The following is a 26,464-nucleotide window of genomic DNA, read 5'->3' as shown; positions in this document are numbered from 1 at the left end:
ATGATCGAAGCCACGATGATCTGGAACGAACCGAACAACAAATCGCACTGGGACCCGGAACTTGACCCGGACTGGAGCCAGTTTGCCCGCATGGCCATGCTCGCCGCCGATGCGATCGGCGCGAAGAATCCCGATCTGATCCGGGTCCTTGGCGGAATCTCGCCAATCGATCCGCATTTCATAACGCGAATGCGCGATTTCGGTGTGCTCGACCATCTCGATGCCGTGGCTGTTCACGGTTTTCCGCTCGACTGGAACCTCTGGCAGATCCACGAATGGCCGGCCAAGATCGATGAAATCAGGGCTGTAACTGACCTGCCGGTCTGGGTGAGCGAGGTCGGCGTATCGACCTTCGGCGCGGAAGAGGTGCAGCTCTGGGGGCTGAAGCGCACCGCCGAGCTGCTGAAGGGCAAGGTGGAGCGCTGCCAGTGGTACAGCCTCTATGATCTCCCCCGCGCCTGGGAAGCGACGACGCGCCACCGGGAGGCCGAAGGCTCCTCCTACTATCGCCACTACTACATGGGCCTTCTGCGGGAGGACGGTACGCCGAAACCGGCCTTCGATGAATTCGTCAGGCACACGCCGGAATTAGGCCTCGTGCAATGGTTCCACTTCGAGGACCCGAGGCTTACGGATGCCGTGAACTGGATGAAGCGGCTCGGAGTCAAATCCGTCCGCACCGGCCTTTCATGGGCCGACCGGTTCCGCCCCAATGCACTCGACTGGTTCGACCGCCAGATGCGCGCGCTCGAGGATTTCGACGTGACGGTCACCTTCTGCTTCACGCCGGAACATCGCGGCATCGGCGCGCATCATACGAGCCCGCCTTTCGTGCCGGAGGAATTTGCGGCCTTCTGCAGCGAAATGGTGGAGCGCTACGCTCCGCGGCAGACCGAAAGGCCGGCTCGCGGCGGTAGCCGCTCCGCCGTCCGGCCGCTCGCACTGGAAACCTCGCCGACCTTCGGCAGCAGATAAGTGAGCCTGATCCCGCCCCTCAGCGCCCGGCGGAGCGAGCCGAAAGGAAAACCTGCGGCTTGAAAGCGAAATCCTTGTCGAACGGATAGGTCTGGCGCAGCTTGCGGTGCCGCTCCAGCCGCTCGACGAACTGGTCGACGACGCCCGGTGAAAGCGCCATCAGGTTCGGATTGGCGATCAGCGCGAGTTCCGGCGAGAGGTAGCCGGATTTCACGACGATGATCCTGGCGTGGTGCGGATCGAGGCCGAGCCGGGTGAAATCGGCGATGTTGTGATAGGGCCGGCGCTTGGCCGAGAGCACCAGCTCGATGCCGCCGATGACGACCACGGCCTGACGGTCGGCCGGATCGGTGGTTTCGTGCAGGAACTTGACCCGAGCAAGGGTCTTCACCGGCCTGCTTCCGATCGTATCGAGAGAAGCGCCGATCGAAAGATCGAGTTCGGCGCCAATGCCGGCGGCATAGCAGGCATCGGTTGCTGCCCTGTCGGCAATGCCTGCGAAGACGACGCCCTGCGCTTTCCTCGCTATCAGCTCCGCCAGCACTTCCGCGCGGTCGCCGACACCGCCGCCCGTCGGATTGTCGCCGGATTCGGCCAGCACCACCGGCGCGGTCCTGCTGGCGATCGCCCTCTCCACGCATTTCTCGATCGATCCGGTCTCGCAGCCGAAGACGAATTTCTCGCGCGCATCCCAATAGGCTTGTGCGACGCGCCTCGCCTCCCGCTCCAGGACCGCCCGGTTCGTGCCGGTCATGATCGCGGCTGCCGTCGCACGCGGTTCATCGGCCCAGACATAGCCGACCATCAGGGACGCGTCCCAGACGCCTTCGAGCGCATCGATCTCCGGCATCATCGCATAGAGGCTCTTTGCCGGCTCATCGACCGTGCTGGTGCGCTCGCCCGGCAGGACGACAGGAATGGGCGCCCAGACGAGGATCGGCTTTACGCCGGTCTTCAGGCTCTTCACCAACATGGAGACCGAGCGGCGCATCGTCTCCTCCACATCAATATGCGGCGCGGTGCGATAGGTGGAATACATGTCCAGAGCGTCGATGATGCGCTGGCTGACATTGCCGTGCAGGTCGTAGCTCGCCGAAACGGTGCAGTCCGGTCCGACCAGATCGCGGGCGGCGGTGATCCAGTCACCCTCGGCATCCTCCATGCCCTGCACATACATGGCGCCGTGCATGGCGAGATAGAGCCCGTCCAGCGGAAGGAGCGGCTTCAGGCGCTCCAGGAACTCCGCCTTGAAACGCTCATAGGTGGAGCGCGATACCGGACCGCCGGCAATGGCGCGAGCATGAATGGTGGGCAGGAATTCCGCTTCATAATCCTTGAGGAAAGCGAAATAGGGCGACGCCGTCAGCTCCTCGCCGCGCACCACGCGAAAGTCCTTCTCTTCGTTGAGGACCGGGTTGTAGGTGCTGCATTCGATATGGATGCCGCCGACGGCGATGCGCATGGGAAACCTCAATTCACGTTGGGGCCGATCAGAAAGTTGTGGGCTGCGATGCTGGCCGCGCCGCGTGCCCAGATGTCGCTATCGACGCGCTTGATGCGGATCGGCGTCTGGCCTGCATATCGGGGCAACACGTTCATTTCGACGGCTTGCTGCACCACCGTGCCGAACAATCCATCGAAGGAGCCTTCGAGATGGGTGATGAGGATGAGGCCCGGGTCGTTCATCTGGATCAGATGCGCGATCGCGAGGCCGAGCGCCGAACCCGCCCGGTGGAGGATGCGGATGGCCGCCGCATTGCCGGCCGATGCCTGGTGTTCGATATCGGAAAGGGATGTGCATTCCAGTCCCTCGGCCCGCGACATTTCCTTGATCGCCTTCATCGAGGCGACCGTATCGAGGCAGCCGCGCTTGCCGCAGCGACAGGGCGCGCCGCCGGGCTCGATGGTGCAATGGGCGATCTCGCCCGCGCCGCCGTGATTGCCGCGGTAGAGCCTACCCTCGATGAAATGGGCGCAGCCTATGCCGTCGCCCAGCGAGACGACGCTGAAGTTCTGGACCTCGCGGGCGCTACCGAAGAGCTTCTCGCTGACCGCGACTGCCTTCGCATCGTTCTCGATGAAGGTTTCGATGCCCGTCCGTTCACGGATGATCCTGGCCAGCGGAACGTCCTGCCAGCCGAGCAACGTTGATTTCACGCAGTTCGCCTGGGTCTCGTCGACGAAGCCGGAAAGCGCTACGCCAATGCCGGAAAGCTTTTCCTTCGCGTCGGGCCGGCTCCCGAGCAGAGCCGGCAGGCCTTCCGCAATCGCATTGGCAATCACTTCCGGATCCCGCGAGAGCGGCATCGCGCATCTTGCGATGATGCCGCCGTTGAGATCACCGAGAATCATCGGAGCCGGATCTTCGAGGAGCGAGACGCCGACGAAGAACGCGCATTCCGGATGCAGGTCGAGCCGTATGGAAGGTCGCCCCTGACCATAGATCGTTTCCGTCTCGTGCAGCACGCCGCGATCGAGCAGGTCGCGGGCGAGACCGCTCATGGCCCCTTTGCTCAAACCCAGAATATTGGCCATCTCGGTGCGGCTGAGCGGGCCGGACTCGCTGATGACGCGCAACAACTGGCGTTGGGAGGAAGTGAGCATCGCGTTCAAGGGCGGTATCCGGGATTTGGAAGTGCTTGACACTAAGTTCAGAAAATGAACAAATCAACGGCAATAACTATAAAAAATGATCTAAGGCGGCAGCGATCCGCCCTGTTTCAACAACAATCAGGGGTGAACGATCATGAACATCTTCCACCGGAATCCGTCCAAGGCCAGGCGCCTCGCGCTGGCGGCTGCTGTTGCCGGCAGCCTGATGATGCCTGCCGCCGTCATGGCGGCGACCCTGAACGTCATGCAGAGCGAAGCGCCGCGTTCCATGGACCCCGGCGACCAGACCGCCACGTTTACCGCCGCCCTGCTCGACCCCATGTATGAAGGGCTTATCAAGCGCGATCCCGATCTTTCGCTGAAGCCGGCGCTCGCCACCGAATGGTCTTCCGATCCTTCCGGCCTCGTCTGGACCTTCAAGCTGCGCGAGGGCGTGAAATTCCATGATGGCACGCCCTTCAATGCCGATGCCGTGGTCAAGAACTTCAATCGCCATCTCGATACCAAGCGTGGCCTTGCCGCAAGCGGCAGGCTGCGCACCTTCCTCGAAAGCGTGATCGCCGTCGATCCCATGACGGTGGAGTTCAAGCTGAAGACCCAGTACCCGGCCTTTCTCGCACTTCTGAGCACGGGGCCTTGCCTGATGGTGAGCCCCGCTGCGGAAGCCGCCGGCACGATCGGCAGTCAGGCCGTCGGCACCGGCCCCTACAAGCTCGCCGAATACAAGTCCGGCGAATATGTATTGCAGGTGAAGAACACCGATTGGTGGGGCGGCGCGCCCAAGGGCGAAGACGAGATCAAATGGACCTGGACAGCCGAGCCCTCGGTGATGAACATGGCGCTCCAGAGCGGCGAGGTGGACGTCGTCAATCCCTTCCCTTCCGCCTTTGCCGCGCAGGCGGGCGCCAATCCCGAAATGAAGCTCAGCAAGACGGATGGTTCGGCCGTCTTCTGGGTGTCACTCAACACCAAGATGAAGCCCCTCGACGACGTGCGGGTACGTCAAGCGCTGAACTACGCAACCGACCGCGAGGGTATCGTGAAAGCCTTCACGCAAGGGTTCGCCACGCCCGCGAACTCGCCACTCGCGCCAGTCACGCCTGGCTATGACAAGTCGCTTGCTCCCTATAGCAATGACGTCGAGAAGGCCAAGACTCTGCTTGCCGAAGCCGGCTATCCGGACGGTTTCGAAATGTCGACCATCGTACAGGAGCAGGAGGCGCGCATCGGCGAACTCCTTCAGGCCATGTGGGCCAAGGTCGGCGTGAAGCTCGACGTCCGCCGCATGGAAAGCGGCGTGTGGTCCAAGGCAGCCTTCCAGGACCCCGCCGGCAAGGAAGCGGACGGCACGGCCTCGGCGATCGCCTCCTGGTCTTCCGGCGTGAACGGCGCGGACCTGCAATTCCGCCCGCTCTATTATTCCGCGAGCGCTTCGCCGACCGGCGCCAATCTCGGCTTCTTCAGCGACGAGAAGCTGGACGGCCTCATCGACAAGGCGGCTTCCACGCTCGATGAAACCGCCCGCAACGCGATCTATGTCGAGGCACAAAAGCTGGTGAACGAAGAGGCGCCGCATGTGCTGCTCTTCACCAAACAGGACCTCTATGCGGCCAGCGCCAATGTGAGCGGCGCCTGGGTCATTCCGGGCGGCCTCATCGTGGTCAAGGACGCAACCAAGGAGTAGCCGGGTGCCGGGCGGTTCGGCCGCCCGTATCCAGCCGGAATAGCGGTCGATGAAAGCCTATATCGCCAAGAAATTGCTGGCCCTGCCGCTGATCCTCATCGGCGTTTCGCTCATCGTCTTCGTGGCGATCCGGGCGCTGCCGGGCGATCCTGCCCGGTTGATGGCCGGTCCGGAAGCGACCCAGGAGGCGGTCGATGCCATGACCGGGCGGCTCGGCCTCGACCGCAGCCTGCCCGAACAATATGCCTCCTTCGCCCATGGCGCGATCCGGGGCGATCTCGGCATATCGATCAAGTCGAAACTGCCGGTGGTGGACGAAATCGCCGAGCGCCTGCCCTTCACCATTGGCCTCGCTATCACCGCCTATATTCTGGCGATCGGCATCGGCGTACCGGCCGGCATGATCGCCGCCATCCACCGGCACGGCTGGCCCGATCAGGCGGTCATGATCCTGGCAAGCGCCGGTGCGTCCGTCGCCAATTTCTGGCTGGCGCTGATGGCGATGAACACGTTCTCCGTCAAGCTCGGCTGGCTGCCGCTGCTCGGCGCTTCTTCCTGGAAGAGTTTCATTCTACCCTCGATCACGCTCGCCGTGCTGCCGATGGCCGTGATTGCCCGAATGACCCGCTCCAGCATGATCGAGGTGATGTCGCAGGACTATATCCGCACCGCCTATGCCAAGGGTGTCGCGCCGCGTTCCATCTACTGGAGCCATGCGCTCCGCAATGCGCTGATCCCGATCATCACCATTGTCGGCCTCAATTTCGGCAGCCTGATCGGCGGGGCGGTGGTCACAGAATCCGTCTTCAACTGGCCGGGCATCGGCCGGCTGCTCGTCGATGCGGTGCGCTATCGCGACTATCCGGTCATCCAGGGCGTGACACTGGTCGCCGTGACCGGCGTGGTGATGATGAACTTCCTCGCTGAAATGTTGATCGCCCTCCTCAATCCCAAGATAAGGCTCGACTGATGGCGGCGCTCGAAACCGGAATGGAAACCGTGCGCCGATCCTGGCTGGTCCGCAGCCTGCGCTGGGTGGCATCCCACAGAAGCATTGCTCTCGGTGGTCTGCTGATCGGGTTGATTGTGCTGGCCGCCATCTTCGCACCGATGATCGCGCCTGCCGATCCATACGAGCAGGATCTGCTTGCGACCATGCTGCCTCCCTCCTGGGGACATCCTTTCGGCACCGACGACAGCGGCCGGGACATCCTCTCGCGCGTTCTTTACGGCGCGCGCATTTCGCTCATCGAGGTCGTGCTCGCCGTCGGACTTGCCGTCATCCTCGGCGTTCCGCTCGGCATTCTTTCCGGCATGAGCGGCCACTATCTGGACCAGGCGATCATGTGGATCATGGATATTCTCTTCGCCTTCCCCGGCATCGTGCTCGCCATCCTCATCGTCAGCGTGCTCGGCCCGGGCCTCGTCAATCTCCTGATCGCGATCGCAATATTCTCCGTGCCGGTGTATGCTAGGCTTAGCCGCAACCTCACGCTCGGGCTGAAAAGCCAGGAATATGTCGAGGCGGCTATCTCGCTCGGCATCTCCCGCCGCCGCATCATGACACACTACATCCTGCGCAACGCCATCGGGCCGATCATCGTGCAATCGACGCTCACCGCCGGCACGGTGATCCTTTCGGCAGCAAGCCTTTCCTTCCTCGGGCTCGGCGCCCAGCCGCCGCTTCCCGAATGGGGCGCGATGATGAGCGATGGCCGCAACTACCTCGGCCTCAACATCTGGATGTCGCTGTTTCCGGGGCTTGCCATCATGATAACCGTGCTCGGCTTCAACATTCTCGGCGACGGCCTGCGCGACCTTCTGGACCCGCGCAAATGAGCATTCCCGTCTACTGCGTCGATATTGGCGGCTCTTTCATGAAGTTTGCGGTTTCCACCTCTCCGGGCGCGCTCGAGCTCCTGGAGAAGGTAGCGACACCGGCGAACTCCTGGAGCGAACTTGCCGCCGCCCTCGCTACGCTGCTCGACCGCCATGCCGGCGCAGGAGCGCCCACATCGCCACTTGCGCTTTCTATCGCCGGCCTCGTCGATCCCCGCAACGGGATCGCGACCTCTGCAAATGTTCCCTGCGTGACCGGCCGGCATCTCAGCACCGCGCTGGCGGCGATCCTCGGCCGACCCGTTCTTGCCGCAAACGATGCCGATTGCCTGACACTCGCCGAGGCCAATGAAGGCGCCGGGCGCGGACATTCCGTCGTTTTCTGCGCGATCATGGGGACCGGCATCGGCGGTGGACTTGCCATCGACGGACGGCTCGTGAAGGGCGCCGGCGGCGTGACCGGCGAATGGGGGCACGGGCCGATCCTCAACACCTCGGTCGACCTTCGGAATGGTGAGGGGCCGATCCACATACCACGCTTTTCCTGCGGCTGTGGGCAATCCGGCTGCGTCGATACGATCGGCGGGGCACGCGGCATCGAGCGGCTGCATCTTCATCTGCATGGCCGGACAGAGAGCAGCCACCGCATTCTGGAGGGATGGCTAGCGGGTGAAAGCCGTGCGGCGAGGACGGTCGCCGTCTATCTCGAACTCGTCGCCGATCCACTGGCACTTGCCGTCCACATTACCGGCGCCTCAATCGTGCCTGTCGGCGGGGGGCTTGCGTCGGTCACGCCGTTGATCGACGCTCTCGACGCGGCCGTGCGTGGGCGCGTCCTCAACCGCTTCGACCATCCGCTGGTGACGCCGGCGCTTCGCCAGGAGGACGGCGGTCTGGTGGGGGCCGCGGTGCTCGGTCATCAGGGAGGCTGAAATGCGCATTCTTCTCGAAGTCTGTGTCGATAGCCCGCAGGGCCTGGCTGCGGCTATCGAAAGCGGCGCGGACCGCGTCGAACTTTGCTCGGCGCTCGATGTAGGCGGCCTCACCCCTTCTCCCGGCCTGATGGCGCTTGCCGCGCAAGCGCCGATCCCCGTCTACGCAATGATCCGGCCACGCGCAGGCAACTTCGTTTTCGATGGCGATGACGAGGCTGCGATGATGGCGGATATCGATGCAGTTCGCGCGGCCGGACTTGCGGGCGTAGTGACCGGCGCCAACCACCCGGACACGACGCTCGATCTTTCGCTTCTCCAGCGGCTGATGGAGCGCGCCCGAGGCCTCGGCGTTACGCTCCACCGCGCCTTCGATCTGACCCCCGATGCGGATGCGGCGTTGGAACAGGCCGCAAGCCTCGGCGTCGAGCGCATCCTCACCTCCGGACTTGCGACAGCCAGCCTGGATGGCATCGACGTGTTGAAACGCCTCGTAAGGCAGGCGAGCGGCCGGGTGTCGATCATGCCTGGCGGCGGCGTCAATCTCGCCACCGTCGAGCGGGTGGTGATGGAAACAGGCGCGGGAGAGGTCCATAGCTCCTGCCGCCGGCTGGTTGAAAACGAAGACGAGCGAGCGGTCGCCTTCGGTTTCCAGCCGCCACGATCCTACGCCACCGACGCCGGGATCGTGAAGGAAATGCGCGCCTTCCTCGACCGCCTTTCCAGATAGCATGCCCTGAGCGAGGGCCTACGTCATCCGACATGGCTCCGGCGTCCCGAAATCGCCCATTCCGAAAAGGCCAAGAGAATACAAGGAGGAACGCAGCACCGGGCCGGCACTGGACGCTTTCCGTTTGACAGGAGATATAAGAGGTCATATCTCTTTTAAGTGAGGAGCGATCTTGCGGAGGCAGGATCATGGTGGCGCAGGAGGAGCACTGATGAAGCCAATCTTCAATACGATATCGTCGATCCTGATCGGGTCCGCGCTGCTTATGCAGCCTGCTTATGCCGAAACACCGCCCAATATGCTGGTGGTCGGCTTTTCGATGAACAATATCCTGACGCTCGACCCTGCCGCCATTACCGGCAAGGAGGCCGTGCAGGTTCTAGCGAACATATATGATAACCTCGTTTCGCTGAACGCCGCCGACCGCTCGAAGATTGACCCGCAACTGGCGGAAAGCTGGACGGTCGGCGACGACAATTCCACGATCACCTTCAAGCTGCGCGAGGGCGCCACCTTCGCGTCGGGAAATCCGGTGACCTCGGCCGACGTCGTCTGGTCGCTCAAGCGGGTGATGAAGCTCAATCTTGCGCAATCGACCTCGCTGAAGACGCACGGCTTCACGGCCGCCAATGCGGAAGAGAATTTCACCGCGCCGGACGAGCATACCGTCGTCATCAAGCTTCCGAAGAAGGTCGATCCACAGATCATCATCATGACGCTCTGCCTTGTCGGTCCGGGGTCGGTGCTCGACAGCAAGGCCGTGACGGAGCAGGAGAAGGATGGCGACCTCGGCAATGCCTGGCTGACCAATAATTCGGCGGGCTCCGGTCCCTTCAAGCTCGAGGGATGGCGTTCCAACGAGCGGGTGACCCTCGACCGCAATGACGAATACTGGGGCGACGCTCCGGCGATGCGTCGCATCATCATGCGCCATCTGGCCGAATCCCAGAGCCAGCGGCTGATGCTGGAAAAGGGCGATATCGACATCGCCTATTCCATGTCGGCAGCCGACCTGAAGGCGCTCGAGAACAACGAAGACGTGAAGGTCCAGACAATCGGCGGCAGCGGCTTCTACTATCTCGCCGTTTCCATGAAGGACGAGAAATTCAAGAACCAGAAGGTTCGCGAGGCGCTGCGTTACCTCATCGACTACCAGGGGCTCAACGACAGCGTCCTGCCCTATTTCGGCAAGTTCCGCGACCGTCCGATCCAGACCGGGATCTCCGGCGCTCTTCCCAGTATCGGTTACAAGCTGGACGTGGAGAAGGCCAAGGCCCTGCTTGCGGAGGCCGGCTATCCGAACGGCTTCTCGACGACGCTCCGGGCGATCTCGGACACTCCGTTCGTGAATCTCGCGCCGGCCATCCAGGCGACGCTCGCTCAGGCGGGCATCAAGGCAGAGATCATCACCGGTTCCGGCGACCAGATCTATGGCGCGATGCGCGAACGGAAGTTCGAGCTTATCGTCGGCCGCGGCGGCGGCGGGCAGTTGCCGCATCCAGACTCGAATCTGCGCTCCATCGTCTACAATCCCGACAATTCGGACGAGGCGAAGCTAACCAACTTCCAGGGCTGGCGGACCTCCTTCTACGACGAGAAGATCAACAAGATGATCGACGAGGCGCTCGTGGAAGCCAATCCGGAGGCTCAGATCAAGAAATACGAGGAAATCCAGACCTATTACGCCGACATGGTTCCAGCCATCCAGCCATTCGCCGAGGTGGTCGACAGCGTCGGCTTCCGGGCCGACATCAGGGGTCTGGAGCTCAACGCGTCCTGGTCGACTGAACTTCGCACCGTGACGAAGGAAAGATAATCGCCTGCCGCCGCCGTGCCTCGCGCGGCGGCGGAAAGCTTGCGATACCGAGGAAATTCCATGAGCAACGAGCGTCTTTTCGCCTTCGCAAGGCAGGCGGGCACCGTATCGGCGACCCTTATCGGCCTGCTTGTCCTGACCTTCTGCATCGGACGCCTGATGCCGGTCGATCCGGTGCGGGCCATCGTCGGGGAGGAAGCGGACCAGGCCACCTACGAAATGGTCGCCGAGCGCATCGGCGCGCACCTGCCGCTCTACCAGCAGTTCATCCGCTATGTGAACGACCTCACGCATGGCGATTTCGGCGTCTCTATCCGGACGGGGCAGCCGGTCATCAACGATATCCTGCATGTCATGCCCGCCACGATCGAACTTGCCACCTTCGCGATCATCTTCGGCGCGGGTTTCGGCATTCCCCTCGGCATCCTTGCCGCTGTCCAGCGCAACAAGCCGGCCGACCACGTCATACGGTTTGCCACTCTGATCGGCCATTCCATGCCGATCTTCTGGACCGGCATGATCGGCCTCATTATCTTCTATGCCGCGCTCGATCTAGTCGGCGGCGGCGGACGCCTTTCCGATTATTATGTCGGCCTCGTTCCCGACCGAACCGGCTTCATCCTGATCGACGCGGCCATTGCCGGAGACTGGGAAGTCTTCGCCGATGCGGTCAACCACCTGATGCTCCCGGCCAGCATTCTCGGCTATTCCTCGATGGCCTACATTACCCGCATGACACGCAGCTTCATGCTGGACCAGCTAAACCAGGAATATATCACCACCGCCCGCGTGAAGGGGCTCTCGAAGAGCCGCACGATCTGGCATCATGCATTCGCGAACATCCGCGTGCAGCTCGTGACGATCGTGGCGCTCGCCTATGGCGGTCTTCTTGAAGGCGCGGTGCTGATCGAGACGGTATTCTCCTGGCCTGGCTTCGGCCAATACATGACCAGCAACATGCTGATCGGCGACATGAATGCCGTGATGACCTGCGTGCTCCTGGTCGGCGTCATCTTCATCGCGCTGAACCTGCTTTCCGACGCCCTCTACAAGATTTTCGATCCGAGGACGCGCTGACATGACAGCCAACCTTCTACACTCCCAGGATGCGACCATGCCCGAAACCCGTCGAAAGCAGAGCCTGGCGCTGCGCCAGCTTGTCTCGCTTTTCCGCGAGCTACTCGGCAGCCCAACCTCGGCCTTCGGTCTTGTGGTCATCACCATACTGCTGCTCACGGCGCTTCTTGCGCCGGTGATCGCACCCTATGATCCGAACATCATCAACCTCGGCAACGCGCTGCAGCCGCCGAGCGCCGCCCACTGGTTCGGGACGGACGAGCTCGGCCGCGACATATTGAGCCGCATCGTCTACGGCACGCGCATCAGCCTCACCATCATCACCATCGTCTCGGTCATCGTCGGGCCGATCGGCCTCATCGTCGGCACAACGGCGGGCTATTTCGGTGGCTGGTACGATACGTTCATGATGCGGATCACCGATATCTTTCTTTCCTTCCCGAGCCTCATCCTCTCGCTTGCCTTCGTAGCCGCCCTCGGTGCCGGGCTCGAGAATGCGATCATCGCGATCGGGCTCACGGCCTGGCCGCCGATCGCCCGGCTGGCGCGCGCCGAAACGCTCACCTTTCGGGGTGCGGACTATATCTCGGCCTCGCGCATGCAGGGCGCCTCGGCGTTGCGCATCATCGTGAAATCGATCATGCCCATGTGCCTGCCCTCGGTTCTGGTGCGCGTGACGCTCAGCATGGCGACCGTGATCCTGACAGCGGCGGGCCTCGGTTTTCTCGGCCTCGGTGCCCAGCCGCCGCTGCCCGAATGGGGGGCGATGATCGCCACCGGCCGCCGCTACATGCTGGACAATTGGTGGCTGGTCGCCTTCCCCGGCGGCGCCATCCTGCTCGTCAGCCTGGCCTTTAACCTGCTGGGCGACGGGCTGCGCGATGCGCTCGACCCGAAACAGCGCTGAGGATCACGCCATGGACAAAAGCCAAGAAGCTCTCCTTCGCGTCGAAAAGCTGAGCGTCAGCTATCGCAGCGGCAAAACCTACAACACCGTCGTGAAGGGCGTTTCCTTCGAGCTCGGGCGGGAAAGGCTCGGCATCGTCGGAGAATCCGGTTCGGGCAAATCCACGATAGGCCGTGCGCTTCTGAAACTGTTGCCGACAGCCCGTATCGAAGCGGACCGAATGGATTTTTCCGGCACCGATCTTCTGGCCGCTAGCGAAAAGCAGATGCTCGACATCCGCGGCCGGCGCATCTCGATGATCCTGCAGGACCCGAAGTTCTCGCTCAATCCGGTGCATCGCGTCGGCGACCAGATTGCCGAGGCCTATCGGGTGCACACGCGGGCCTCCTCGCACGCCGCGAAACAGAAGACGCTCGAAATGCTGGAGGCGGTGAAGATCCGCGATCCGGAACGCGTCTTCGGCCTTTATCCGCATGAGGTCTCGGGCGGCATGGGCCAACGCATCATGATCGCCATGATGCTGATCCCCGAACCGCGGATCATCATAGCCGACGAACCGACATCCGCACTCGACGTGACTGTGCGGATGCAGGTTTTGAAAATCCTGAACGAGCTGGTGACCGAAAAGGGCATGGGCCTCATCATGATCAGCCATGACCTCAATCTGGTGCGCAACTTCTGCGACCGGGTGCTGGTCATGCGCTCCGGCGAGGTCGTCGAGGAGCGGGCCGCCCGCGACATGACGAACTGCACCCATCCCTATACGCGCGGGCTTTTGGCCGCCCAGCCGCATATCGGCGGCAGCCGCAAGCCGCTTCCGGTGCTGAACCGCGACATCAAGGAGGTGCGGGCATGAACGCCATCGAGGTTCGCAACCTGTCGATCGATCTCGGCTTTGGCGCAGCCAAGCGGCGCATCCTCGGCGATGTCTCCTTCTCGGTAGAAGCGGGCGAATCCTTCGGCCTCGTTGGGGAATCCGGCTCGGGAAAATCCACCATCCTGCGCTGCATCGCGCAACTGCTGAAAGCCTGGGAGGGCGATATCCTGATCGCCGGTCAATCGGTGCGCGACATGCCTTTCGACGAATACTGCCGGATGGTACAGATGGTTTTCCAGGACCCCTACGGCTCGCTCCATCCGCGCCAGTCGATCCGCACGGCGCTACAGGAGCCCTTGCGTATCCACCGCATGGACCGTCAGGTGGAGCGCATGGAGCGGGCTTTGATCGACGTCGGCCTCAACCCGGATTTCCTGTCGCGCTATCCCCATGAACTCTCGGGCGGCCAGCGGCAGCGCGTGGCGATCGCCCGGGCGCTCATCCTCGAACCGCGCATCCTGCTTCTCGACGAACCGACCTCGGCGCTCGACGTCTCTGTGCAGGCGGAGGTGCTGAACCTGCTTGCGGATATACGTGCCAGGCGAAACCTTACCTATCTCTTCGTCTCGCACGATCTGGCGGTGATCGACCATATGTGCGAGCAGTTGGCGGTGATGCAGCACGGACGGCTGGTCGAGATCATGAGCCGTGACGTTCTGGCCACCGGCCGGGCGAGCGACCCCTATGCCAGGGACCTCATACAGGCGAGCCTCGAATACGACCAAGCTGTCTAGGTTTGGGCTTTGATCCCGAGAGGAGCAGCGATGACCATTGAAGCCGAGAAGTCTCTTCCACAGACGGCAACCTGGCGTCGAAAGGAAACGCTCAGCTCTCAGGTCGTCCGCACGATCACCGAGCGTATCAAGCTCGGGGAATATCTGCGCGGCTCGAAGCTGCCGACGGAAAAAGCGCTGATCGACGAATTGGGCGTCAGCAGGACGGTCGTCCGCGAGGCAATCGCCAATCTCAATGCGAGCGGGCACGTCTCGATCCACCACGGTATCGGCGTTTTCGTTCGTGAGGATGCCGGCGTGACGCCGTTTCGGCTCACGGGTGAAAACCTCATGAGGGTCGAAAACGTACTCAAGGGCCTTGAGCTGCGCATCGGCATAGAGTCCGAAGCCGCCGCGCTTGCCGCCGAGCGAAGAACCCAGGCGGACATTACAGCCATGGCCGCCGCCTTCACGGCGATGGACAACGCAATCCGCGATCTCGACCGCAATACCCAGGCGGATTTCGAATTCCATTGCGCCGTTGCGGCCGCCAGCCAGAACGAGCATTTCTACCAGATATTCAACTATCTCGGCGAAACGCTGATGCCCCGCATGCGCATGCAGGCCCATACGGTGAGTGACGCGACTTTCATCGGGCATCTCATGCGCGTCAGCGAGGAGCATCGCGCAATCTTTCATGCGATCGAAGCACAGGATGCCGACGAAGCGCGTGCAGCCATGCGCAAGCACCTCACAGATAGCCGCGATCGACTGATCGAGAGGTCTCGGAACACGCCATGATAGATGGTGAGAACATGTCGAGCCTTGCCGCGAGGCTGCGCGATAATCTCTCGTTCGCCTGGAATTTCGACCTGCATGAAGATTTCACCACCTGGAAGCACCGCACGCGAGCCAAGGTCCGGGAGGCGCTGGGCATCGAGGCGATCGCCCCCGCCGAGACATTGGTCGTCGGCGAGTGGAGCGACGAGGGCTGCAGGGGCCAAGAACTCGAATTTCGTTTTTCGAACGGCGAGGTAACAAAAGCCTATCTGCTTCGGCCTGATACCGGCGGCCCGACGCCTGCGGTACTCTTGCTGCATGACCACGGCTCGTACTTCTCCATCGGCAAGGAAAAGATGATCCTGCGGCCGGGAGAGAGCCCGGAAATCGCTGCCGAGATCGATCATTGGACGGCGCGGCTATATGGCGGCCGTCATGTCGGCAACGAACTCGTCCGGCGCGGCTATACCGTGCTCAGCGCCGACGCCATTGGCTGGGGAAGCCGGAAAGGCAATGGTTACGAGGCGCAGCAGGCTCTTGCCGCTAACCTGATGCAATTCGGCATCTCGCTCGCCTCGGTCATCCTGCGCGAAGATCTGGAGGCTCTGGTCTGGCTCGGCAGATTGCCGGATGTCGATGCGAACCGTCTGGCGAGTTTCGGTTATTCGATGGGGGGCTCGCGCGCCTGGCAGCTCGCCGCCCTTTCCGACGATGTCAAAGCCTGCGTCGCCGGCGGCTGGATGGGAACGCTCGCCGGTCTCATGCAGCCCGGCAACAATCAGCTTCGCGGCCAGTCCGCCTTCTGCATGCTGCATCCGCAGATCGCCGGCAAACTGGATTACCCGCATTTCGCGGCGCTGGCGGCGCCTAAACCGGCTCTGATCTTCAGCGGTCGGCAGGACCGGCATTTTCCCGAACCGGTGACGGATGAAGCCTTTCGGCAATTGCGTGACATCTGGGGCGCCGCGGGTGCCTGCGACCGGATCGAGACCCGGTTCTGGCCGGGAGCCCACTCTTTCCCGATCGAGCAGCAGGATTACGCGATCGACTGGCTCGACCGTCACCTCTAATTCTCAAAACCACGCAGAAAATGGCCCGGCTCTCGATGGAAAACCGGGCTTCTTCCTACTTGGGAGGCAGTTCGCCGATCAGCCGACGAGATTAGCGTTGATGAAATCGAAGTTGATATCCTCGCCGAGGCCGGGCTTGTCGGAAATATGGACGTAGCCTTCCTCATCCATCGGGTCGGCCAGCGCGTTCAGATATTCGAAGCCGTCGTCATATTCGAGGAAGGGGTGCAGAAGGCCGCGCTCGTACCACTTGGCGTTCTTGGAGCAGGCGGCAACGATGAGGTTCGGCGCGCCATTGCCGTGAATTTCGCAATGCATTCCGAAGGATTCTGCCAGATGCATGCATTTCATGGCCGGACTGATCCCGCCGACATCGTGCACGCCGGTCCGCAGGATGTCGCAGGCCTTTGAGGTGATCCATTCGGCCCGGTTGAAATGCTTGCCGGCGGCGCTTTCCGGTCCAAGCACCGGAATATCCAGATTTTCGGCAAGCCAGGCGTAAGAGGCCGAACTCTGCTCGTCCATGGGCTCCTCGATCCAGTCGAAACCGAGCTTTTCCAGCCCCTTGCCGAGCTCCAGCGCTTCGGTGCGGGAATACCAATGGAAGGCATCGATCATCAGGTGGATATCCGGCCCGACCGCTTCGCGGACGGCGGCGCAGGCCTTGAGGTCCATCTTGACATTCGGCGCCCAGGAGACCGGCGGCATCCAGGTATGGAGCTTGATGCCCTTGTAGCCGCGCTTGACGAGCTTTTCGGCAAAGCGGCCGTAGTCTTCCGGCGTCGCCAGGCCGCCCTCCAGCTCGTCGCCGCACATGATCGAGCCGTAAGCGGGAATTTTCTCGCGATAGCTGCCGATCAGCTTATGCACCGGCATGTCGAGCTTGCGACCCGCAAGGTCCCAGAGCGCGCAATCGACGATCGCCAGGGTTCGGTCGGTGAGCTGCATGGCGCTGCCGCGCTGCCAATGGGCAAGCTCCTGCCAGAGCCTTTCGCGCGCGAATGGGTCTTCCCCGATCAGCACCTTCTTGACGAACTTGTCGACGACATGCGGGCGCACGACTTCCGGGGCCGCAAAGCAGTGGCCTTCGCTGCCGTCGTCGGCAACGATGGTCATCAGAGCCAGATTGACCTTGTGCGGCGGGCCGGGATGGGCATGGCCGGCGCTATCCTGATGGCGGCGGGTCGTGTGGGCGAAGACCCGCACGTTGACATCTACGATTTTCACGAAACTCCTCCTGTCCCGGCCGGGGCGGGAATCTCGGCTGCCCGGCGAAAGCAGGATTTTGTCTTCCTGCTCCATGTCGTCATATCTCAGCAAAATGTCATACTACAAGGCGACAGGAAGCCGTCAATTAATTTCTTTCGCTCTCTTGACAAAGCAAGAGGTTTTTACGCCAGTAAGTAGCAGGAAATACCAAGAAATAAGCCGGAGCGGCCGTCTTGAGAAGATCAGATCATACCACGCTGGAGGCTCCCCCCAGAAAGGGACGCAATCTCGTCGAAACCGTGAGCCAGCGCCTGCGCGAGGCAATCCTGCGCGGCGAGTTGAAACCCGGAGAGAAGCTCCCCAGCGAAAGTGGATTGACCCAGCAATATCAGGTCAGCCGGACGGTCATCCGGGAAGCGATCGCCTCGCTCCGTGCCGACGGGCTCGTGGAAGTGCGCCATGGCGTCGGAGTCTTCGTGCTTGCCCCGCAACCGGGCCTCCATCGCGGCCTGCGCGGCGTCGATCCCAGCCGGGTTTCCTCGATCATCGAGATGCTGGAAGTGCGCGCGGCGATCGAGATCGAAGCTGCCGGACTTGCCGCCGGGCGCTGCTCGCCCGCCCAGCAGGAACTGATCTTCGAATGTCTCGACAGCATGAAGCAGCAGATCGCCGCCAGCGCTTCGACCATCGACAGCGATCGCGCCTTCCATCTTGCCATCGCCGATTCCACCAACAATCCGCGCTTTCGCGAACTCCTGGAAGCGATAGGCCAGCAGATGATCCCGCGCTCGTTGCTGCAGGAGGACGAAGGGGACACTTCGCCGCCGGATTATCTTTCGCAAATACAGAACGAACATGAGCGAATCGCCCGCGCGATTGCCGAGCGCGACGAGACAGCCGCGCGCGAGGCGATGCGAATGCACCTCAAAGGAAGCCAGCAGCGTTACCGCTCGCTGATGCGGCGTACATAGGCGCCGCATCAAACATAATACAACTATTGACAGAGATCGTATCTCTTTATAGCTTCCGGGACAAAGCCAACTCCTGGAGGATTATTCCCGTGTCTACGGATCCCAATGAATTGAAACGGGCGCTCGGCGCGGGCCTGCTTTCCTTCCCCGTCACCCCTTTCGGCAAGGATGGCCTCTTCAACCGCAAGGCTTATGAGGAGCATGTCGGATGGCTCGCGGGTTTCGATGCCGCCGTTCTGTTCGCGGCGGGGGGCACGGGCGAATTCTTCTCCCTGGAGCCTGCTGAAATCCCTGAGATCATCGCCGCGGCGAAAGCATCCGCCGGCAAGACGCCTATCGTTTCGGGCTGCGGTTACGGCACGCGGATCGCTGTATCGATCGCAAGGTCCGCCGAAAAGGCGGGCGCCGACGGCCTGCTGCTATTGCCCCACTACCTGATGGATGCCAGCCAGGAAGGGCTTTTCCAGCACATCAAGACGGTGTGCCAGTCGGTGTCGATCGGCGTCATGGTCTACAATCGCGACAACTCGATCCTCTCGTCGGAAACGCTGGCGCGCCTCTGCGACGCCTGCCCCAATCTCGTCGGTTTCAAGGACGGATCGGGCGATATCGGCCTCGTGCGCAAGATCACGGCGACGATGGGTGACAGGCTCACCTATCTCGGCGGCATGCCCACGGCTGAGCTTTTCGCCGATGCCTATCTCGGCGCCGGTGTCACGACCTATTCCTCCGCCGTGTTCAACTTCGTTCCGGCACTCGCCCAGGAGTTCTACAAGGCGCTACGCGCCGGGGACACCGCAACGACGAACCGCATTCTCATCGACTTCTTCTATCCCTTCATGGAGATCCGCAACCGGCAGAAGGGCTATGCCGTTTCCGCCATCAAGGCCGGCGTCCGCCTGATGGGCTTCGATGCCGGCACCGTCCGTCCGCCGCTCACCGATCTCACGGCGGAGGAAATCAGAATGCTCGAGGCGCTCTGCGAACCCTGTCGCCAACGCAAGGTCGCCTGAACCTTTCACGTGTCATGCCTTCCCTCCCAAGGCAGCGAAACGCCCGCGACCAGTTGGCCGCGGGCGTTTCTTTCGACCGAAAACGATAAGTTCACCTCTCCTCGATATGCACCTCAGCCGATCGCCATCAGGCTGGCATTGCCGCCTGCCGCCGCGGTGTTGACGGAGGTGGAAACCTCTTCCAGCAGCCAATTGAGGCAATAGGCTTCGGAATGCGCCAGGAGCTCGGCGGTAGATGCCGCCTGGGTGAGAACCAGCGGGCCGGGCAGGTCGGCAATGCGCCCGGCAATCTCCAGCAGTCTTTCCCCTTCGCCCTCGATCAGGACGCCGACATAGGGGCCGGCGGCCTTCCAGTCGCTCGCCCATGTGATCTGCGAGGATACGGCAGCAGGCAGATCAGCCATCCGCTCCTTGAGACCGGAGCCGGCATCGACGACAGCCGTATTGCCGGTCGCCAATACGGCTCCAAGCTGGACGATGAGGCCTTCCTCCGTTTCCGGCACGAGCAGGATACGGCCACGGGAATGAAGCGCATAGAGGTTCTTCTCACCCACCGGACCCGGAAGCTCGAGGCTCAATCCGAGCGCGGAATTGCTGCCGAGGTTCCGCACCCGTTCGGCAAGCGCCTCGTTGTCGCGGCCGCGCAGCCACCGGGCAAGATCGAGAAGCGCGGGATGCACATAGACCGAGCTGTGCTGCGGCGGCACAGGCGGATCCTGAACCAGGCGACCGATATAGAGCGGCCCGCCCGCCTTGGGTCCGGTGCCCGAAAGTCCCCGGCCGCCGAAGGGCTGCACGCCGACCACGGCGCCGATGATATTGCGGTTGACATAGATATTGCCGACCCGGACCCGGCTGGTCACATGGGCGATCGTCTCGTCGAGCCGAGTATGCAGCCCGAAGGTCAAGCCGTAACCGGTGGCGTTGATATCGTCCACAAGGCGATCCAGCTCCTCCCGCTTGAACCGCACGACATGAAGCACGGGACCGAATATCTCCCGTTCGAGATCGGCAAACGACTTGAGTTCGATGATCGTCGGGGAAACGAAGGTACCGGCCGCAGTCTCCGGCGGCAGGGCAATTTGCTCGACCTTGCGGCCGAGAGCTCGCATCTTCTCGATATGCGCCTCGATATTGCGCTGGGCCTCCTCGGTGATGACCGGGCCGATATCGATCGAAAGACGGTCCGTCCGCCCGATGCGCAGCTCGGCCAATGCACCCTTCAGCATGGCCAGGGTGCGGTCGGCGATATCTTCCTGCAGGCAGAGTACACGCAGCGCCGAGCAGCGCTGGCCGGCGCTATCGAAGGCGGAAGCGATGACATCGCCTACCACCTGTTCGGCAAGAGCGGAGGAATCGACGATCATCGCATTCTGGCCGCCCGTCTCGGCGATCAGCGGAATAGGTTTGCCGGCCGCGGACAGCCTTCCGGCGAGTTGCTTCTGGATGAGGCGCGCGACCTCGGTAGAGCCGGTGAACATGACGCCCGCGGTTTCGGAGGCCGCAACGAGGGCCGCACCCACGCGGCCGTCGCCTGGAAGGAACTGCAGCGCTCCCCTCGGAATGCCCGCTTCATGAAGAATGTTCACCGCGTCGGCGGCGATCAGCGGCGTTTCCTCGGCGGGCTTTGCCAGGACGGGATTGCCCGCGGCAAGTGCTGCGGCAATCTGGCCCGTGAAGATCGCAAGTGGGAAGTTCCAGGGGCTGATGCAGACGACGGGGCCGAGCGGTTTGTGGTTCGGCCCGAGCGTGCGAAGCGTCTGTTCGGCGTAGTAGCGCAGGAAATCTATCGCTTCGCGAACCTCCGCAATGGCATTTGGCAGCGACTTGCCGGCCTCGCGCATGGCAACACCGAGAAGCCGAGGCATGCGGGCTTGCATCAGGTCCGCTGCCCGGACGAGGCATGCCGCCCGCTCTTGCGGCGATACCGACGACCATTGGCCGACCGCCGCAAGCGCCAACTCTGCCGCCTTGCGGACGGCTTCATCCGAAGCCTCCGTCACCTCGCCGACGATATCGGAATGATCGCCGGGATTGCGGACAGGGCGGGCTTCGCCGCTTCCCAGGCCTTCGCCAAGCCGGGGCTCAGCCTTCCAGTCCAGCTTCGCGCTGTCCGCAAGCTCTTTAGACAGCACCGCGAGAGTGGCCTCGTTGGAGAGATCGAAGCCGGCCGAGTTGACCCGCGCCGCGCCGAAAAGATCGGCAGGCAAGGCTATCTGGTCATGTTTTGCACCGGGCACGTGCATGGATCGGACCACCGCCACAGGATCGGCGATCAGTTCTTCCACCGACACTCTGGGATCGCCGATGCGATGCACGAAGGAGGAGTTCGCGCCGTTTTCGAGGAGGCGCCGCACGAGATAGGCAAGCAGCGTCTCATGCGTGCCAACCGGCGCATAGATGCGGCAGGGGCGGTTGAGCTTGCCGGGACCCACGACTTCCTCATAGAGCGCCTCGCCCATGCCGTGAAGGCATTGGAATTCGTACTTGCCCACCTCGAAATCCGGACCGGCCAGATGATGGATAGTGGCGAGTGTCTGCGCATTGTGCGTGGCGAATTGGGGGAAGACCACGTCGACCGCCGCCAAGAGCTTGCGGGCGCAAGCGATGTAGGACACGTCCGTGTGGACCTTGCGGGTGAAGACCGGAAAACCCTCAAGGCCATCGAGCTGAGCGCGCTTGATCTCGGCATCCCAATAGGCGCCCTTGACGAGGCGCACCATGATGCGGCGCCCGGCCCTGCGAGCGAGATCGATCACGAAATCCAGGACGAAGGGGCAGCGCTTGCCATAGGCCTGCACCACAAAACCGATGCCATCCCAACCGGAAAGATCGGGGTCGAAAGCGAGGCTTTCCAGCAGGTCGAGCGAAAGCTCCAGCCGGTCGGCCTCTTCCGCGTCGATGTTCAGGCCGATGTCATAGGACTTGGCGATCGAGGCGAGCGCCTTCACCCGCGGCAGCAATTCGTTCATGACGCGCGAGGCCTGCGCGCGCGAATAGCGCGGATGCAGCGCCGAAAGCTTGATCGATATGCCCGGTCCCTCATAGATCCCGCGGCCGGCGGACGCCTTGCCAATGGCATGGATCGCGGCTTCGTAATCCCGGTAGTAGCGCTCGGCATCGGCCGCTGTCGTGGCGGCCTCTCCCAGCATGTCGTAGGAATAGCCGAACCCTTTTTCTTCCATACTCCTGGAGCGTCGCAGCGCTTCGTCGATCGTCTCGCCAGTGACGAACTGCTCGCCCATCATGCGCATCGCCATGTCCACGCCACGGCGGATGACCGGTTCGCCGCAGCGCGCGATAAGCCGGGTGAGCGCGGCGGCGAGTCCCCGGTCGTTGACCGTCGACGTCAGCCTGCCGGTCACCACGAGACCCCAGGTGGCGGCATTGACGAAGAGCGAACGGCCTTCGCCAAGATGGGCTTTCCAGTTCCCGTCTGCGATCTTGTCGCGTATCAGCGCGTCCCGCGTAGCCGTATCAGGAATGCGGAGCAGGGCTTCGGCAAGGCACATGAGCGCCACGCCTTCCTGACTGGAAAGCGCATATTCCTGCACCAATCCCTCCACGCCGGAGCCCCGGTTCTTGCCCCTCAGCGCAGTAATCAGCGTCCGTGCGGTCTGTCTGACCTCGTCCGCCAGATCGACCGGGAGAGTGGCAGCGTCGAGAAGCGGCGGCAGACATTCCTCCTCTGGCCGCCGATAAGCGGCGGTGATTGCCGCACGCAGCGAAGATTGGGGCCTGATCGGCGGCGCAAAATCGGTGAACGGCGGAACTGGCTGGGCCTCGGCACGGAGGCGGGCGTTTTCCATGGACGGCATATATTTTCCCAAATGATAGTCATCGGTGATCGATCGGCCGGATGCGCCGATAGTCCCGACCGGCGGAAACAGACAGATCGCGCCTTCAGACCGCCTCGGGATACATGGACCAAGTATAATATGAGGCCTGCGGACCACCCGAACTTTTCTATTGAGATTTGTGGTCTTTTTTATCAATGATTGGATCAATCAAGGAGAAAACGGCCATGAATTTGGATTCCTCAGGCGAATTGGACGCGTTCGATCGCAAGATCCTTGAGGCCGTTCTGGAAGACGGCCGCATTTCCGTGACGGAACTCGCAAATCGCATCGGACTCTCCAAGACGCCGACGAATGCACGGCTGAAGCGCCTTGTCGATCAGGGCTTCATCCTCGGCTTCCGGGCAATTCTGAATACCCAAAAGCTCGATGCCAGCCATGTCGCCTTTGCGGAGGTGAAGCTTTCCGACACGCGGGAGAATGCGCTCGAAGAGTTCAATCGCGCGATCAGGAAAATTCCCGAGATCGAAGAATGTCACATGATCGCCGGCCGCTTCGACTACCTCCTGAAGATCCGGACGCGGAACATCCGGCGCTACCGGGAGATTCTCGGGGAGAAGATCTCCAGCCTTCCCTATGTTTCCAGCACCTCGACATCGGTGGTGATGGAATCGGTCAAGGAGCGGTGAGCAGCACAGGCCTCGGCAGATGATGAACGCGGCTAATAAGCGGCCTCGTAGATCGCCAGCGCGTCGCCCTCGGTCATTTCGCGCGGATTGTTGACGAGGAGGCGCGTCTGTTTCATCGCATCGCGCGCCAACATCGGCAGCGCCTCTCGCGGAATGCCCACCTCGCGCAGCCCTTGCGGCAAATTCAACTCCCTTCCCAGTCTTTCCAGCGCATGGATAAAGGCATCCGCCCGCCTGGCGAAGGAGATATCCGCCAGCTCCGGAAATGCATCCGCGGCAATCTCCGCGTACCGGCCAGCTGCCTTGGGCAGGTTGAAGCGCAGCACATGCGTTAGGACCAGCGCATTGGATAGACCATGCGGGACATGGAAATGCCCGCCGATCGGATAGGCCAGCGCATGAACCGCTGCCACGGGCGAATTGGCGAAAGCCTGGCCGGCGAGAAGCGAACCGAGCAGCATGGCTCCGCGCGCTTCACGGTTCTTCCCGTTGAATACCGCTTCCCGGATATTGGCGCCCAGGAGCCGCAGCGCCTGCTTGGAAAGCCCGTTGGAGACCGGATTATTGTTGGGCGAGGCGGAAGCATAGGATTCGATCGCATGCACCATGGCGTCGATCCCTGTCGCGGCGGTCACCGCCGGCGGAAGGCCGAGCGTGAGGTCTGCATCCAGAACCGCGATATCCGGCAGAAGAAGCGGCGAGACAACGCCCTTCTTCTCCGCGCCGCCGGTCGTGATGATAGCGATCGGAGTTACTTCCGAACCGGTACCGGCCGTCGTCGGCACGAGGACGAGCGGCAGGCGTGGCCCCTTGGCGACATTGACGCCGTAGACATCGCTCAGTTTTTCGCCGCCACCGGCGATCAGCGATCCCAGCTTCGCGACATCCATGGGCGACCCGCCGCCGATGGCGATCACTCCAGTCGCATGATGGGATCTGATGAGGTCCACGAGCTCGGATACATTTCTTTCAGGCGGATCGGCATCGACATCGTCGAACACCGCGACATCGACGCCCGCCCTGGCGAAGGAGGCAAGCGCGGGATCGACAATGCCCAAACGGCGCAATCCTCTATCTGTGACGAGGACGATCCGGCGGCCGAGCAGCGAACCGGCCAAATCCGCAATGCGGGCGCTGGCGTCGACTTCCGAAACGATGGATTTCGTGGTGTTGAAAACGAAGCCGCTCACGTCGGCCACCATCCGCGCGACGATCCCCGCTCCATCCGCATTTTCACCTCCCCTGCTCCGGCTTGAACATCGCCTTGCCGCACCTGCGCGTCCCTGGCCGGGCAATTTAGAACTATTTCCCAGACGGTAACCAGAAACAAGATCGACGGCTTCCATCTTCATGCCGCTCTCGCTTAGAATGCTACCACAGCTTGAGGAGATGCAGTTCTGCAAGGGCGAGCCATGACGGGGTTTCACGGGTTCAAGCTATATCGCGGTCTGATGATCATCGGCATTGCGCTGGGGGTGGCGGGAGCCTGCCAGACACCCACCGCTGCCTCGGAGAAGAATGAAGGCGAGGATGCCTGCGTTTATCGAAGCATCTCGGCCGACGGTTCCCAGCCCTTGTGCATTCGCACCAAAAGCTACAACCGGGACCTTTGCCAGATCATCGAGCATGTGGCATCGACAAATTCGCTTCCACCGGAGTTCTTCGCACGCCTCATCTGGCGGGAAAGCCTGTTCAGGGCGGATGCCATTAGTCCGAAGGGAGCGGAGGGCATCGCCCAATTCATGCCGGCGACCGCAAAGCTTCGCGGCTTGGCGAACAGCTTCGACGTCATCGAAGCGCTCGCCGCATCCTCCCGATATCTCAACGACCTGAGAACCCGGTTCGGAAATCTTGGCCTTGCTGCAGCGGCTTATAATGCGGGTGAAACCGGCCTGGAATCCTTTCTGAGGACCGGCCGGCTACCGCTCGAAACGCGCGATTACGTCTTTGCGATCACCGGGCATACGGCCGAGACCTGGAAGGACAATCCCCCCGAAACGCCCGCTCCTCCCCTCGACAAGGCCAAGCCCTTCATCGAAAGCTGCGTGGAGCTTGCCAGCAACCGGCGCCTGAGAGAGCCCATTCTCTTCCGCTCGGCGGATTGGGCGCCCTGGGGCGTGCAGCTTGCAGCCCATTACAATCCGGGCATCGCCAGCCGGCTTTTCGCCAATGCCATCGGCAGACTGCCGTCGCCGCTTAATTCCGAGCGAGCTCTGATCGTGCGCCAGAAGGGCGGCAATTTTGGCGCCCGACCGCGTTATGCCGCCCGGATCGGACGGGCAAGCCGCACGGAGGCGGTTTCCCTTTGCGAACGCATCAAGGGGGCCGGCGGATCCTGTACGGTCTTCAAGAACTAGGACGATCTAAGCGGTCAGAATTTGCCACCGGATACGGTGAAACGATGCCGCGTCATCACCGCCAGTCTCCGATGCAACCGGCCGGCCTGGCCGTTCCTGCGTATATCAGCCAAGCCGTGATCGACCTTTTCCCGTTGCGTGGAATTGTTTCGCTGGATCAATTTTCTTCCCTCCTCGGCCTTCATATCCATTTGCGTTTTAATCCGAAGGAGGTTGCTGGGGTGGTCGCCTTTTGGGCGAGGGCGGATTGCGGCAGCCGCTTGGTTAGTCGGCGCGCGGCGCTTGCGGTAGAACGCAGAAAGCCCGCGCGAGGCGGGCTTTGAGTGGATCTTTTGGAAGACTTGGTTGCGGGGGCAGGATTTGAACCTGCGGCCTTCAGGTTATGAGCCTGACGAGCTACCGGGCTGCTCCACCC

General features: G+C 62.3%; 22 protein-coding genes. 17 read left to right on the top strand and 5 right to left on the bottom strand.

Translation table 11 applies throughout. The features are described 5' to 3' along the window. Positions 1-975: a beta-xylosidase gene (locus YH62_RS08440; RefSeq protein WP_046793773.1), complete on the top strand. Its 975-nt coding sequence runs from the start codon at positions 1-3 to the stop codon at positions 973-975. 19 nt (positions 976-994) lie between these two features. Here the strand turns inward: YH62_RS08440 and YH62_RS08435 are convergent, their stop codons facing one another. Both YH62_RS08435 and YH62_RS08430 read right to left on the bottom strand, forming a co-directional pair. Further along, positions 995-2,437, bottom strand: a complete 1,443-nt coding sequence (locus tag YH62_RS08435; protein ID WP_046793772.1) for a M81 family metallopeptidase — start codon at positions 2,435-2,437, stop codon at positions 995-997. Positions 2,438-2,445: 8 nt separating this feature from the next. Further along, on the bottom strand, positions 2,446-3,579 hold the full coding sequence (locus tag YH62_RS08430) for an ROK family transcriptional regulator (protein ID WP_046794290.1): 1,134 nt from the start codon (positions 3,577-3,579) through the stop codon (positions 2,446-2,448). A gap of 142 nt (positions 3,580-3,721) precedes the next feature. Here YH62_RS08430 and YH62_RS08425 point away from each other — a divergent pair, with 142 nt between their 5' ends. The 12 genes from YH62_RS08425 to YH62_RS08370 all read left to right on the top strand — a co-directional run bounded on the left by YH62_RS08425 (position 3,722) and on the right by YH62_RS08370 (position 16,013). After that, on the top strand, positions 3,722-5,272 hold the full coding sequence (locus YH62_RS08425; protein ID WP_046793771.1) for an ABC transporter substrate-binding protein: 1,551 nt from the start codon (positions 3,722-3,724) through the stop codon (positions 5,270-5,272). 49 nt (positions 5,273-5,321) lie between these two features. After that, positions 5,322-6,242 carry an ABC transporter permease gene (locus YH62_RS08420; protein ID WP_046793770.1) on the top strand — a complete coding sequence of 307 codons (921 nt, stop codon included), beginning with the start codon at positions 5,322-5,324 and terminating at the stop codon, positions 6,240-6,242. Continuing rightward, the gene (locus tag YH62_RS08415; RefSeq protein WP_046793769.1) at positions 6,242-7,111 is read left to right on the top strand and encodes an ABC transporter permease; all 870 of its coding nucleotides are present in this window, start codon (positions 6,242-6,244) and stop codon (positions 7,109-7,111) included. Before YH62_RS08420 ends, YH62_RS08415 begins: the two co-directional genes overlap by 1 nt. Continuing rightward, on the top strand, positions 7,108-8,043 hold the full coding sequence (locus YH62_RS08410) for an ROK family protein (RefSeq protein ID WP_046793768.1): 936 nt from the start codon (positions 7,108-7,110) through the stop codon (positions 8,041-8,043). The genes YH62_RS08415 and YH62_RS08410 overlap by 4 nt, the downstream gene beginning before the upstream one ends. Position 8,044: 1 nt before the next feature. Beyond that, positions 8,045-8,773: a copper homeostasis protein CutC gene (locus YH62_RS08405; RefSeq protein ID WP_046793767.1), complete on the top strand. Its 729-nt coding sequence runs from the start codon at positions 8,045-8,047 to the stop codon at positions 8,771-8,773. A 211-nt stretch (positions 8,774-8,984) separates the two neighbouring features. Then, positions 8,985-10,589 carry an ABC transporter substrate-binding protein gene (locus YH62_RS08400; RefSeq protein ID WP_046793766.1) on the top strand — a complete coding sequence of 535 codons (1,605 nt, stop codon included), beginning with the start codon at positions 8,985-8,987 and terminating at the stop codon, positions 10,587-10,589. Between the two features lie 60 nt (positions 10,590-10,649). After that, positions 10,650-11,666, top strand: a complete 1,017-nt coding sequence (locus tag YH62_RS08395; protein ID WP_046793765.1) for an ABC transporter permease — start codon at positions 10,650-10,652, stop codon at positions 11,664-11,666. Between the two features lie 37 nt (positions 11,667-11,703). Further along, entirely contained in the window at positions 11,704-12,573 is an 870-nt protein-coding gene (locus YH62_RS08390) for an ABC transporter permease (protein WP_046794289.1), read from the top strand. A gap of 10 nt (positions 12,574-12,583) precedes the next feature. Then, positions 12,584-13,429, top strand: coding sequence for an ABC transporter ATP-binding protein (locus tag YH62_RS08385; protein ID WP_046793764.1), 846 nt, complete (start codon positions 12,584-12,586; stop codon positions 13,427-13,429). Further along, positions 13,426-14,184, top strand: a complete 759-nt coding sequence (locus YH62_RS08380; RefSeq protein ID WP_046793763.1) for an ABC transporter ATP-binding protein — start codon at positions 13,426-13,428, stop codon at positions 14,182-14,184. The genes YH62_RS08385 and YH62_RS08380 overlap by 4 nt, the downstream gene beginning before the upstream one ends. 30 nt (positions 14,185-14,214) lie before the next feature. Further along, a complete protein-coding gene (locus YH62_RS08375) occupies positions 14,215-14,964 on the top strand; it encodes a FadR/GntR family transcriptional regulator (protein ID WP_046793762.1) in 750 nt (249 codons plus the stop codon). Then, positions 14,961-16,013, top strand: a complete 1,053-nt coding sequence (locus YH62_RS08370; protein ID WP_046793761.1) for a dienelactone hydrolase family protein — start codon at positions 14,961-14,963, stop codon at positions 16,011-16,013. Before YH62_RS08375 ends, YH62_RS08370 begins: the two co-directional genes overlap by 4 nt. 78 nt (positions 16,014-16,091) lie before the next feature. Here YH62_RS08370 and YH62_RS08365 read toward each other — a convergent pair whose 3' ends face one another. Then, positions 16,092-17,240 carry a mandelate racemase family protein gene (locus YH62_RS08365; protein WP_046794288.1) on the bottom strand — a complete coding sequence of 383 codons (1,149 nt, stop codon included), beginning with the start codon at positions 17,238-17,240 and terminating at the stop codon, positions 16,092-16,094. Between the two features lie 215 nt (positions 17,241-17,455). Between YH62_RS08365 and YH62_RS08360 the strand changes: the two genes are divergently transcribed. Together YH62_RS08360 and kdgD are read left to right on the top strand one after the other, a co-directional pair. Further along, the gene (locus YH62_RS08360; protein WP_245282070.1) at positions 17,456-18,193 is read left to right on the top strand and encodes a FadR/GntR family transcriptional regulator; all 738 of its coding nucleotides are present in this window, start codon (positions 17,456-17,458) and stop codon (positions 18,191-18,193) included. A gap of 89 nt (positions 18,194-18,282) precedes the next feature. Continuing rightward, on the top strand, positions 18,283-19,206 hold the full coding sequence (gene kdgD, locus YH62_RS08355) for a 5-dehydro-4-deoxyglucarate dehydratase (protein ID WP_046793760.1): 924 nt from the start codon (positions 18,283-18,285) through the stop codon (positions 19,204-19,206). Between the two features lie 113 nt (positions 19,207-19,319). Here kdgD and putA read toward each other — a convergent pair whose 3' ends face one another. Beyond that, on the bottom strand, positions 19,320-23,015 hold the full coding sequence (gene putA, locus YH62_RS08350) for a trifunctional transcriptional regulator/proline dehydrogenase/L-glutamate gamma-semialdehyde dehydrogenase (RefSeq protein ID WP_046794286.1): 3,696 nt from the start codon (positions 23,013-23,015) through the stop codon (positions 19,320-19,322). Between the two features lie 215 nt (positions 23,016-23,230). Between putA and YH62_RS08345 the strand changes: the two genes are divergently transcribed. Next, positions 23,231-23,692: an Lrp/AsnC ligand binding domain-containing protein gene (locus tag YH62_RS08345; RefSeq protein ID WP_046793759.1), complete on the top strand. Its 462-nt coding sequence runs from the start codon at positions 23,231-23,233 to the stop codon at positions 23,690-23,692. Between the two features lie 32 nt (positions 23,693-23,724). On the opposite strand, the gene YH62_RS08340 is transcribed toward YH62_RS08345, so the two are convergent. After that, complete coding sequence (locus YH62_RS08340; RefSeq protein ID WP_046794285.1) at positions 23,725-24,882, bottom strand: iron-containing alcohol dehydrogenase; 1,158 nt, start codon at positions 24,880-24,882, stop codon at positions 23,725-23,727. 222 nt (positions 24,883-25,104) lie between these two features. On the opposite strand from YH62_RS08340, the gene YH62_RS08335 reads away from it, so the two are divergent. Beyond that, complete coding sequence (locus YH62_RS08335; RefSeq protein WP_245282069.1) at positions 25,105-26,049, top strand: lytic transglycosylase domain-containing protein; 945 nt, start codon at positions 25,105-25,107, stop codon at positions 26,047-26,049. The last annotated feature ends 415 nt before the right edge of the window (positions 26,050-26,464 follow it).

It is taken from the genome of Rhizobium sp. LC145, assembly GCF_001005825.1.
Classification (GTDB): Bacteria; Pseudomonadota; Alphaproteobacteria; order Rhizobiales; family Rhizobiaceae; genus Neorhizobium.
The sequence above is the reverse complement of the archived record's forward strand: the minus strand, read 5'-3'. Positions and strand labels throughout refer to the sequence as shown.

What these genes read in the sequence shown, in the direction of transcription:
- YH62_RS08415 (WP_046793769.1), top strand. Translation starts at nt 6,242, where the DNA reads ATGGCGGCGCTCGAAACCGGAATGGAAACCGTGCGCCGATCCTGGCTG.
- YH62_RS08385 (WP_046793764.1), top strand. Translation starts at nt 12,584, where the DNA reads ATGGACAAAAGCCAAGAAGCTCTCCTTCGCGTCGAAAAGCTGAGCGTC.
- YH62_RS08345 (WP_046793759.1), top strand. Translation starts at nt 23,231, where the DNA reads ATGAATTTGGATTCCTCAGGCGAATTGGACGCGTTCGATCGCAAGATC.
- YH62_RS08370 (WP_046793761.1), top strand. Translation starts at nt 14,961, where the DNA reads ATGATAGATGGTGAGAACATGTCGAGCCTTGCCGCGAGGCTGCGCGAT.
- YH62_RS08380 (WP_046793763.1), top strand. Translation starts at nt 13,426, where the DNA reads ATGAACGCCATCGAGGTTCGCAACCTGTCGATCGATCTCGGCTTTGGC.
- YH62_RS08410 (WP_046793768.1), top strand. Translation starts at nt 7,108, where the DNA reads ATGAGCATTCCCGTCTACTGCGTCGATATTGGCGGCTCTTTCATGAAG.
- YH62_RS08435 (WP_046793772.1), bottom strand. Translation starts at nt 2,437, where the DNA reads ATGCGCATCGCCGTCGGCGGCATCCATATCGAATGCAGCACCTACAAC.
- YH62_RS08395 (WP_046793765.1), top strand. Translation starts at nt 10,650, where the DNA reads ATGAGCAACGAGCGTCTTTTCGCCTTCGCAAGGCAGGCGGGCACCGTA.
- YH62_RS08430 (WP_046794290.1), bottom strand. Translation starts at nt 3,579, where the DNA reads ATGCTCACTTCCTCCCAACGCCAGTTGTTGCGCGTCATCAGCGAGTCC.
- YH62_RS08390 (WP_046794289.1), top strand. Translation starts at nt 11,704, where the DNA reads ATGCCCGAAACCCGTCGAAAGCAGAGCCTGGCGCTGCGCCAGCTTGTC.
- YH62_RS08420 (WP_046793770.1), top strand. Translation starts at nt 5,322, where the DNA reads ATGAAAGCCTATATCGCCAAGAAATTGCTGGCCCTGCCGCTGATCCTC.
- YH62_RS08375 (WP_046793762.1), top strand. Translation starts at nt 14,215, where the DNA reads ATGACCATTGAAGCCGAGAAGTCTCTTCCACAGACGGCAACCTGGCGT.
- YH62_RS08440 (WP_046793773.1), top strand. Translation starts at nt 1, where the DNA reads ATGATCGAAGCCACGATGATCTGGAACGAACCGAACAACAAATCGCAC.
- putA (WP_046794286.1), bottom strand. Translation starts at nt 23,015, where the DNA reads ATGGAAAACGCCCGCCTCCGTGCCGAGGCCCAGCCAGTTCCGCCGTTC.
- YH62_RS08405 (WP_046793767.1), top strand. Translation starts at nt 8,045, where the DNA reads ATGCGCATTCTTCTCGAAGTCTGTGTCGATAGCCCGCAGGGCCTGGCT.
- YH62_RS08425 (WP_046793771.1), top strand. Translation starts at nt 3,722, where the DNA reads ATGAACATCTTCCACCGGAATCCGTCCAAGGCCAGGCGCCTCGCGCTG.
- YH62_RS08400 (WP_046793766.1), top strand. Translation starts at nt 8,985, where the DNA reads ATGAAGCCAATCTTCAATACGATATCGTCGATCCTGATCGGGTCCGCG.
- YH62_RS08335 (WP_245282069.1), top strand. Translation starts at nt 25,105, where the DNA reads ATGACGGGGTTTCACGGGTTCAAGCTATATCGCGGTCTGATGATCATC.